Origin of the sequence: Puia sp. (assembly GCF_036500295.1) — a bacterium.
In the GTDB taxonomy this organism is placed as follows: Bacteria; Bacteroidota; Bacteroidia; order Chitinophagales; family Chitinophagaceae; genus Puia.
The window spans coordinates 445,050-455,233 of record NZ_DASYCH010000003.1 but is presented as its reverse complement, the minus strand read 5'-3'; the positions used below and the strand labels follow the sequence as shown (position 1 = coordinate 455,233).

Annotated in this window: 9 protein-coding genes; 5 read left to right on the top strand and 4 right to left on the bottom strand. The window is 56.9% G+C overall.

The genetic code is table 11. The annotated features are described in order from the left end of the window. Positions 1–30: 30 nt before the first annotated feature. Positions 31–402: a helix-turn-helix transcriptional regulator gene (locus tag VGM48_RS02505; protein ID WP_331576133.1), complete on the top strand. Its 372-nt coding sequence runs from the start codon at positions 31–33 to the stop codon at positions 400–402. Between the two features lie 49 nt (positions 403–451). Here VGM48_RS02505 and VGM48_RS02500 read toward each other — a convergent pair whose 3' ends face one another. From VGM48_RS02500 to VGM48_RS02490, 3 genes are all read right to left on the bottom strand, one after another. Next, complete coding sequence (locus tag VGM48_RS02500; protein ID WP_331576132.1) at positions 452–1,639, bottom strand: acetyl-CoA C-acyltransferase; 1,188 nt, start codon at positions 1,637–1,639, stop codon at positions 452–454. A 136-nt stretch (positions 1,640–1,775) separates the two neighbouring features. Further along, positions 1,776–2,507, bottom strand: coding sequence for a LytTR family DNA-binding domain-containing protein (locus VGM48_RS02495; protein ID WP_331576131.1), 732 nt, complete (start codon positions 2,505–2,507; stop codon positions 1,776–1,778). After that, entirely contained in the window at positions 2,485–3,534 is a 1,050-nt protein-coding gene (locus tag VGM48_RS02490; RefSeq protein WP_331576130.1) for a sensor histidine kinase, read from the bottom strand. Before VGM48_RS02490 ends, VGM48_RS02495 begins: the two co-directional genes overlap by 23 nt. 110 nt (positions 3,535–3,644) lie before the next feature. Here VGM48_RS02490 and VGM48_RS02485 point away from each other — a divergent pair, with 110 nt between their 5' ends. Continuing rightward, entirely contained in the window at positions 3,645–4,118 is a 474-nt protein-coding gene (locus tag VGM48_RS02485) for a hypothetical protein (RefSeq protein ID WP_331576129.1), read from the top strand. A 23-nt stretch (positions 4,119–4,141) separates the two neighbouring features. After that, positions 4,142–6,382: a glycoside hydrolase family 3 N-terminal domain-containing protein gene (locus tag VGM48_RS02480; protein ID WP_331576128.1), complete on the top strand. Its 2,241-nt coding sequence runs from the start codon at positions 4,142–4,144 to the stop codon at positions 6,380–6,382. Here the strand turns inward: VGM48_RS02480 and VGM48_RS02475 are convergent. Continuing rightward, a complete protein-coding gene (locus VGM48_RS02475; protein WP_331576127.1) occupies positions 6,376–7,281 on the bottom strand; it encodes a TIM barrel protein in 906 nt (301 codons plus the stop codon). The two genes, VGM48_RS02480 and VGM48_RS02475, sit on opposite strands and share 7 nt — an antisense overlap. A 135-nt stretch (positions 7,282–7,416) precedes the next feature. Here VGM48_RS02475 and VGM48_RS02470 point away from each other — a divergent pair, with 135 nt between their 5' ends. Beyond that, on the top strand, positions 7,417–8,439 hold the full coding sequence (locus VGM48_RS02470; protein ID WP_331576126.1) for a S41 family peptidase: 1,023 nt from the start codon (positions 7,417–7,419) through the stop codon (positions 8,437–8,439). Positions 8,440–8,501: 62 nt separating this feature from the next. After that, the gene (locus tag VGM48_RS02465; protein ID WP_331576125.1) at positions 8,502–10,169 is read left to right on the top strand and encodes a M28 family metallopeptidase; all 1,668 of its coding nucleotides are present in this window, start codon (positions 8,502–8,504) and stop codon (positions 10,167–10,169) included. Positions 10,170–10,184 lie beyond the last annotated feature (15 nt).

Sequence of the window (10,184 nt, the reverse complement as noted above, 5' to 3'; positions counted from 1 at the left end):
TAAATTTTTTAGAACTCTATCTTTATTGCTATGCATTATTTAGGAAAGAACCTGCGGTACCTGCGCAAGCAAATGTCTAAAACCCAGTCGGAGATCGCATCGCTGATAAAAAAGGGCCAGACGACGATCGGCAATTGGGAGAACGGGATCAGCGAGCCCAACCTGGATGAGCTGCTTGTAATTAGCAATTTTTTTGATATCCCGCTGGATGTCCTTGTCAAGGTGGATATTGCCGAATCGACGATGAGCCACCGGCCCACTGCCACGGGCACCGCTCCCTACGATCATTCGCAGGAGCCCTCTCCGCATGTCAGGGAAAAAGACGACCGCCTGTCCTATGTCCTGCAGGAGATAAAATCCCTGCGCGAGGAAATGGAGCGGCTTCATGCGCGGATAAAATAAAAGAGGCAGCCTCCCGGCTGCCTCTTCCTTATCATCGATGTGCAGTTGATCATACCTGTAAGTTCTCGATCACCATGGCCGAGGCTCCGCCGCCGCCATTACAGATCCCCGCCGCCCCATATCTCGCCTTATTTTGCCGCAGGACATGCAGCAGGGTCACGAGGATCCTCGCGCCGCTCGCGCCCAGCGGGTGACCGATCGAAACGGCGCCGCCGTTGACGTTCACCTTAGCCGCATCCACCTTCATCCGCCGCGCATTCTCGATAGCAACCACAGAGAACGCTTCGTTCACTTCCCAGTAGGCGATATCTTCCATCTTTAGCCCGGCCTTGGCTACCGCCTTCGGCACGGCAATAGCCGGAGTCGTCGTGAACCATTCCGGCGCCTGCTCCGCGTCGGCATAAGACAGGATACGGGCCAGTGGCCTTATCCCCAGTTGGTCGGCTTTCTCCCGACTCATCAGCACCAGCGCGGCCGCACCGTCATTCAGCGTGGAGGCATTGGCAGCCGTCACCGTTCCGTTCTTTTGAAAGGCCGGCTTCAGTTCGGGTATCTTTTCGAATTTGACATTGTAGGGCTCTTCGTCTTTTGCGACGGTGATCGCATCGCCCTTGCGCTGCGGGATCTCCACCGGCACCACCTCCTCGGCAAAGCGTCCTTCCGACCAGGCCGCCTGGCTGCGCCGGTAGCTGGAGATCGCAAACGCATCCTGCTCTTCCCGGCTGATGCCACAGGTCGACGCGCAAAGATCACCGGCATTCCCCATCGCCTGGCCATCATACGCATCACTCAGTCCATCCTTCGCCAGCCCGTCGACCAGCGAAGTGTTACCGTATTTGTTTCCCCAGCGCAGGTCCCCGACATAGAAGGGCACGTTGCTCATGCTTTCCATCCCGCCGGCTACCGCAATATCGATATCTCCCAGCGTAATGCCCTGTGCCGCAACGGCGACAGACTTCATACCACTGGCGCAAACTTTATTCACCGTCGTACAGATCACTTCATCGGGCAGCCCGGCTCCCCTGGCCGCCTGTCTTGCCGGCGCCTGCCCAAGATTACCCTGCAGGACACAGCCCATCAATACTTCCTGTACCAGTTCGGGCGCGACACCTGCCTTTTGCAAGGCGCCGCGGATAGCGATAGCCCCGAGCCGGGGCGCGGACATTTCTTTCAATGCGCCGCCAAAACTGCCGATCGGCGTTCGGACGGCCGCGACAATGACCACTTCTTTGTTCATGGTTGCTTTGATGTTTAGGCGCGAAGATAACACAAACTAACGAATGTTAGTATATGCCAGCCACGCACCAATCAAATTTAGTGCATGGCCGGCAAAGCGCCAATGTCTGTCCTTCGGACGAGATGCTTCCAGCATCTCAATCCCTTTTGAGGACCCGGTCCTTCAGGATCTCCTGCATCGCCGCCTCGAAAAAATGCTGGCTGACAGGGATCTCCGCGGCGCCCAGCTGCAGCACGTTCCCGCGGATGCTTCTGATCCGGGCCTTGTTGACGATAAAAGATTTGTGCACCTTCACAAACTGGTCCACGGGAAGGTGGGCGAGGACGCCTTTTAGTGTAAGATAAACGATCAGCTGCCGCGTGACGGTATGCAGCACGATATAGTTGGTCAGCGCCTCGACATATTCCAGCTCTTCGTACAACACCTTCTCCAGGCTGCCGTCGCATTTGACAAAGAAATGATCGGGCCTGTCCTCTTTCCCGGCGGCTTTTCCGGCCGGAAAACGTTCCCCATATTTGCTCCGGGCCTTGTTGCAGGCCCGGAGAAACCGTTCGAACGAGAATGGCTTTACGAGATAGTCCACCACATCCAGCTCGAAGCCGTCAAGCGCATATTCCGCATAGGCAGTGGTGATGATCACCATCGGCTGATTAGGCCGTCCCGCGGAAGCCCGCAGGAACTCGATACCGCTGAGCTTCGGCATATTGATGTCGAGGAACAAAAGATCGACGGGTGATTCGCTGAGCAGCAGATCCGCCTTCAACGGGTTCTCCGCTACCCCCGCCAGCTCGAGCCACGCAATGTCCTCGAGATATTCCTTGATCACCTTCCGGGCCACCGGCTCGTCATCGACTATAACGGCTTTCATCAACATGGGGCTTTATATTTAAGCGTAAACAAACCTCAAAGGATTCTCCGCCATTCGTTATCTCCAGCTGATGCCGGTTGGGATATTGCAGATCGAGCCGCCGCCGCGCATTGGCGATACCGATACCGCCTTTTTCGATCGCCAGCCGCACCATGCCTTCGTCGCAGGTGTTGTAGGCCCGGAAGACCATCTGCTCGTCTTCGCGATAGAGGGCGATCTGGACCTTGTTCTCCCGGTCGTCATAACCGCTGACATATTTGAAGGCGTTTTCTACAAACGTGATCAGCAATAGCGGCGCGATGGTAAATCCCCGGACGTCATCCGGGATATCCACCACCACTTCCAGGTTGTCCTCCTTCCGCTCCTGCTGGAGGGCGACATAATTGCGGATATACTGGATCTCCTTCTCGATGACGATCTTGTCTACGTCGCACTCGTACAGCTGATAGCGCAGCATCTCCGAAAAGCTGAGCAGCATGTTCCGGGCCTTCCCGTTCTTCCGGTCGATATGGCCGTAGATCGAGTTGATCGAGTTGAACAGAAAATGCGGGTTGAACTGAGCCTTGAGAAAATCCAATTCATTTTGGATGCGTTCTTTCTCCATGTTATCGACATATTGCCGGAACCAGATTTTCTCGATGACCAGGCGGATGGCTACCAGGAAGATGACCCAGATGAAGATATTCAGGAAGCTGTCGCGAAATACCGCTATTGCGTCGGGGCCCGGGAATCCGGGCCGGAAGTAGTGTTCCTGCAGCCAGATCGCCAGCGGGGTCCGCAACAGCGCGGTCACCGCGATGCCGGCAGGCAGGAAAAGCGCGAAGGCAAGGTATTTTTTTTGGTTGAGCAGTCGCGGGATCGCATAGCGGATCTGCGCATAGTAGTTGGCCGCGACAAACAGCAGGTAGCAGAACTGTACCGTCAGGGTCCGGGTGACGGTGAAGACATGATCCCGGAACACGGTGATCCAGATCAGATAGAGGCCAACCCATAAGGCAATGGATGTCCAGATATTATTTCGCTTCATGCGCCCGCTTCATTACCCTATTTTGATAGGGCGGGATAAAGGTAGGCCGCCCGGTGGGGAAAGAAAGGGATTTTACATGAAAGGAAGGAAATCCTTGATAACTTGGGGCCATGAAAGCAGCGACCATCAACGAGATCAAACAGGAATTACAATCCCTCCCCCCTACCCGGCTGGCGGAACTTTGTCTTCGCCTGGGCAAATTCAAAAAGGACAATAAAGAACTGCTTACCTACCTGCTTTTCGAAGCGGCGGACGAAGCTGCCTATATCGCTTCCATCAAAAAAGAGATCGACGACGAATTTGCCGGGCTGCCGAAGCCCAATCTCTACCTGACGAAAAAAAGCCTGCGGAAAGTGTTGCGGATCACGGCCAAACAGATTCGCTATACCGCCTCCCCGCAGGCGGAGGTCGAATTAATCACGTATTTTCTCCACAAGTTGAAGCGCAGCGGTATCCCCTATAATGATAGCCCGGTGCTGGTCAACCTCTACCGGGGCCAGCTGAAAAAGGTACGTGGGGTCATCGAAGGGCTGCACGAGGACCTCCAGTACGACTACCTCAGGGAACTGCAAGGGCTGGAGTGATAAATAAGTATCTTTATCTCACCATGCAAAAACACCCCCTCCTTGTCGCCACCCTTCTTTTCCTGGCGCAGGCCGCCGTCGCGCAGACTCCCGCCGACCGCCAGAAAGTGGAAACCCTGCTCCGGCAGATGACGATCGATGAAAAGATCGGTCAGATGACCCAGGTCACCCTCGGCGTCGTCTCGACACCGCAGGATGGAGTTCTCGATCCTGCCGCACTGACGAAGGCCATTATCGAATATAAGGTGGGTTCCATTCTAAACGTCACCAACCACGCCCTCACCGCGGAGCAGTGGCGGACGGTGCAGACCAGGATCCAGGACGAGGCGAAAAAGAGCCGCCTGAAGATCCCGGTCATCTATGGACTCGACGGCATCCACGGCCAGACCTATACCCTGGAAGCGACGCTGTTCCCCCAGAATATCGCCATGGCGGCGGCCCGCAATCCCGGGCTGGTTGCGGGAGCGGCGAAGGTGACTGCAAAAGAATTACGGGCTTCCGGTGTTCGCTGGAATTTTGCGCCGGTGCTGGACTGCGGACGCCAGCCCCTCTGGTCCCGCTTTCCGGAGACCTATGGCGAGGACGTCTATATTGGCAGGACCATGGGCGTAACGGCGATCAGGGCCTATGAAGAGGACGGACTGAAGAATCCTACCGCGGTCGCCAGTTGTATGAAACATTATCTGGCGTATTCCGACTCCCGCACGGGAAAAGACCGGACGCCCATTTATCTCCCCGAGATCGAGATGCGGGAATATTACCTGCCGCAGTTTCGCGCGGCCGTGAAAGCCGGGGCCTCCACCCTGATGGTCAACTCCGCCGAGATCAACGGCACGCCGGTGCATGCCGACAAATACCTCCTCACCGACGTCCTTCGCAAGGAACTGGGCTTTCAGGGCGTGATCGTCACCGACTGGGAAGACATCATCCGGCTGCATACCCGCCACAACGTCGCACCCACCCCCCGGGCCGCGGTGGTGATGGCCATCAATGCCGGTATCGATATGAGCATGGTCCCCAGCGATTTCTCCTTCTTTGTCCTGCTCAGGGAAGCCGTGCAAAAAGGCGAGGTGCCGCTCAGCCGCATCGACGATGCCGTCCGGCGTATCCTTACGTTAAAGGCAAAGTTGGGGCTCTTTGACAATCCCTACCCCGAACGCGCCGCTGCCGCCAATTTCGGCCGGCCCGAATACCAGCAGCTGGCCCTGCAGGCCGCCCATGAGGCAATGACCCTTTTGAAAAACGACGACGATCTTCTGCCGTTACACCCCGGCGCCCATATCCTGGTGGCCGGTCCCGCGGCCCGCAGCATCAGCGCCCTCAACGGCTGCTGGAGCTATACCTGGCAGGGCAAGGAAGAACAATGGTATCCCACCGGCAGCAAGACCATTTACGATGCGCTGAAAGACCGGTTCGGCGCCGACAATGTACGCACCACGGCCGAGGCCGGCTTCATCAGTCCCGCCAACTACGATACGACGATCCTGAAAGCCGCCGCCGGCAAAGCCGACGTCATCGTCCTCTGCCTTGGGGAAAATGCCTATGCCGAGAGCCCGGGCACCATCGGCGATCTCGCACTGCCCGACGAGCAGAAAGCCCTTGCCCGCGCCGCCGCCTCGACCGGCAAGCCCATGATCTATGTGCTGACGGAAGGAAGGCCCCGGTTGATCACCGATATCGCCCCGCTGGCAAAGGGCATCCTGATGACCTATTGGAGCGGGCGAAAATCCGCCGAAGCGATCAGCGACATCCTCTCGGGCGCCTATAACCCCGACGGCCGGCTGCCCTTCAGCTATCCGTGCAGCATGGGCGAGATGGTGCTCTATGACCGGAAACCCACGGAAGACATCCGCGAGATCTTCAACTCCGATATGACAATGGACGGCTACCGGCCGCTGTTCCCCTTTGGCTGGGGCCTCAGCTATACACGATTCGAATACAGCGCTCTTCATGTGAGTGCCCCTTCTTTCAGCGGTGCCGGAAGACTGACGGTTAGTATAACGGTGAAGAATAGTGGTCGCCGGGACGGCAAACATACCGTTGAACTATATACACGGCAACATTATGCGAGCATCACACCCAATATGCGGCGGCTGCGAGCCTTCAAAAAGATCTTCCTGAAAGCAGGCGAGTCGCAGTCGGTAAGCTTTACGCTCGACCGGAACGATCTGGCCTTCGTGAACGCGCAATTAAAAACGGTCACCGAACCGGGAGATTTCGATGTATACGTCGGGAACCTGAAAACGGGTTTTAGCTATCAATAGCCCCATTTCTTCATGATATCCAGGTCTTCCTTGCAGGAATCGAAGGGGTCCTTGCCCTGGTAGGACTCCTGCTCGATGATAAAGTATCTCGTGCCGTGTTTCCGGCCCACATCGCAAACCTGCTTGGTATTGACGATGCCCTGGCCGAGGATGGTGCTCTCGTACTTCTCATTTCCCTGGGTGGCCTTGATCTCATCCTTGACGTGCATCAGCTCGAAGCGATCGGGATATTGCATCACGATGGCAATGGCGATGGCGCCGCCGTTATAGAGGTTGCCCATATCCAGCTGCTGGACCACCAGCGCCGGATCGGTATTCTTCATGATGATATCGAATACCTTCTGGTTATTGAGGACGGTGTTGAATTCGAAGTCGTGGTTATGATAGCCGAATTTCATCCCATGGCTTTTGCAGAGTTCGCCGGCTTTTCCGAACAGCTCGATAAACCGCATCAGGTCGTCATAGCTTTTGCGTACGCTTTCATCGATCCACGGGCTGATGACATATTTCTGACCTGCGACAGCCGCATCTTCCACCAGTTTCTTCCATTCATCGGAAAAATCCTTCTTTGCCGAGTCATAGTCGCGCGGGTCGAGACGGGTATGCCCGCTATGCATCTTCAGCCCATATCCGTCGAGCAGGGTTTTGAAGGCTGCAGGCGCATATCCATAGAACTTCCCGCTCTTGTAGCCGGCATGTTCCACATATTTATAACCCATATCGGCCAGCTTCTTCAGACTGCCGGACGGGTCTTTGGCCATGGCGTCACGAACGGAATACAACTGAACGCCGACCATTCCACTTTTAAATGCGGCGGCAAATGATTCCCCTGGGAGAAAGCCGGCTGCGGCCACGGCCAGGGCGCTGTTTTTAAGGAAGGTTCTGCGGGAGTAGCCCATGATGGTGGTGATTTTAGTGTAGCAGGAACTAACGTAATGTTCTGAACGAATGTAATTTTTTTTGCAGCGGGCGCCAAATAAATTATGGAAATTTCTCTTTTCACTATCTTACGGAAGATCCAACGCCGACCGCCCATGACCAGATCCTTTTCCCTCTTACTTCTCCTTTGTTGTGTACTGGCCGCCCGCGAAGGGGTCGCAAACGACAGCCTCCCGAGACCCTGCATGCAGAAGGCCGAAAAGCTGCTGGATGAAGTCCTCGGATTTATGCAAAAAACCTATTACCGGAGGGACCGGGTGTCCTGGCCCGATCTGACGACAAAGGCCCGCGAGCAGCTGCGCAACGCCGGCAACTGCGAGGACGCCTATGCTTCCATCAGCTGGTGCTTCAAGGAATTGAACGAACATCACAGCTTCGTCATGCCACCCGACAAGGCGGCCCGCTATATCGGGGACGAAGATGCCGACGCACCGTCCGATCTCTCTCAGCTGGTGGGGGAGATCAGGGGGGAATGGTTGCAGGACAGTATCGGGTATCTGACCATCCCCTGGGTGAGCACGGATGATTCGCTCATCTGCCAACGCATCGCCGACAGTCTCCAACACGTGATCGCCCGGCTCGATACGCGGGGGATATCCCGCTGGATCATCGATCTCCGCAAAAACTCCGGGGGCAACTGCTGGCCCATGCTCACCGGTCTCGGCCCACTGCTGGGTGACGGGGTATACGGTTACTTCGTCGCATCGGGTGAGCGCATTCCCATCTCCTATCGGGACGGCTCGGCCATCCAGGGCCGCCATGTCCGCTGCCGGGTCAGCCACACCGGCTACCACCCACGCCACGAGCATCCTTCGATCGTCGTACTCACCGGCCGGCGAACGGTCAGCGCCGGCGAGATCGTCGCCCTCGCCTTCCGCGGCAGGGAACAAACCTGTCTGATGGGCGAGCCGACGGCTGGGCTTACCACGGCCAACGCCACCTATTCCCTGTCCGACAGATCGATGCTGGTGCTCAGCGTCTGCCAGGAGGCCGACCGGACCGGCACCATCTGTGAGGGCAGCATCCAGCCCGACAAGCTGGTCGCCGCCGGCAACATCCCCGCCCCGGGCCAGGACCCGGCCAGGGCCGCCGCGATCAACTGGTTGATGACGAAATAACGGCACCGCGGCCCCAGGCCGATCATAAGCCGGAATCCCCTAATTTTAGGGAAATACCGCTTATGATAAGATTTGCGCTTCGCGCCTGCATCCTCAGTCTACCCTGCGTGTTTCTCGCCTGTAATTCCGGTGATAAATCCGCATCCACCGGGGATGCCGGTCTCTCTAGCTTCAACAAGGACAGTCTCGCCACCGCCATCAAGACCCTTGCCTCCGATGAGTTCCAGGGCCGCCGTCCCTTCACGCCCGGAGAAACGAAAACCATCGAATATCTCGTCGGGTCCTACACCGGCCTTGGACTCGAACCCGGCAACGGCAACAGCTATACCCAGGACGTGCCCATGGTGGAGATCAGCCCTTCGGCTCCCTCCACGCTGGCCTTCCGCTCACCGAAGACCACGGTCTCCCTGCAGAATATGACGGACTTTGTTTGCTGGACGGAAAGACCCGACACCGCAAATGTCCTGAACGGAAACGATGTGGTTTTCGCCGGCTTCGGCATCGTCGCCCCGGAATATAACTGGAACGACTATGCGGGACTGAACGTCAAAGGAAAGACCGTCGTCGTCATGGTGAACGATCCGGGCTTTTATGATTCGACGCTCTTCAAAGGCCATACGATGACCTATTATGGCCGCTGGACCTATAAGTATGAAGAAGCCGCCCGTCAGGGCGCCAGCGCCTGTCTGATCATCCACAACACCGCCGCGGCCTCCTACCCTTTCAGCGTCGTACAGTCGTCCAACGGCGGTGTCAAGCTTCACCTCGACACGCGAAACGCTCCGGCCTACCAGCTGACCCTCCAGGGTTGGATCACCGAACCGGCAGCGATGAAGTTGCTGGCCGCGGCGGGGAAGGATAGCGGCCTGCTGAAACTGGCCCAACATTCCGGTTTCAAGGCCATGCCGCTGGACGTGAAACTGTCGGGCGCCGTTCATGCAAAGGAAGTCTATAATCAATCGCATAATGTCATCGCAAAGATCACCGGCAGCAAATACCCCCATGAATATGTCGTCTTCTCCGCGCACTGGGACCATCTGGGCATCGGCAAGCCCGACGCAAAGGGTGATTCCATTTACAACGGCGCCGCAGACAACGCCAGCGGCACCGCCGCTTTACTGCAGATAGCCCGGGCGTTCAAGGCGTTGCCGGAAAAACCCGAACGCACGATCCTCTTCCTCTCGGTGACGGCCGAAGAACAGGGCCTGCTCGGCTCCGCCTGGTATGCCCAGCATCCCATCTATCCCCTTGCGACCACTGTCGCCAATCTGAACATCGACGTCCTCAACACGTATGGGCCTACAAAGGATATCACTTATAGCGGCAAAGGCCAATCCGATCTCGAAGATTACCTGGCCGAAGAAGTAAAGAAAGCCGGCCGGTATGTCGCGCCGGAAGACCATCCCGAAGCCGGACATTATTTCCGGTCGGATCATTTCAACTTTGCCCGTGCCGGAGTTCCCTCCATTACGGCGGACGGCGGGGTCGATGATCTGACAAAAGGAACGGCCTACGGCAAACAAAAACATGATGAGTACACCGCACAGCGCTATCATCAGCCCGCCGATGAATACGATGCCGCCACCTGGAACCTGGATGGAGGTTTGCAGGATGTGGAAGCGATCTATGAGATCGGCCGCCGGCTAGGCTATGATCATGAATGGCCGCAATGGAAACCCGGCTCCGAATTCAAAGCCATCCGGGACAAAACAGCCGCTGACAGGAAGTAACAGCATGGCTGCCGC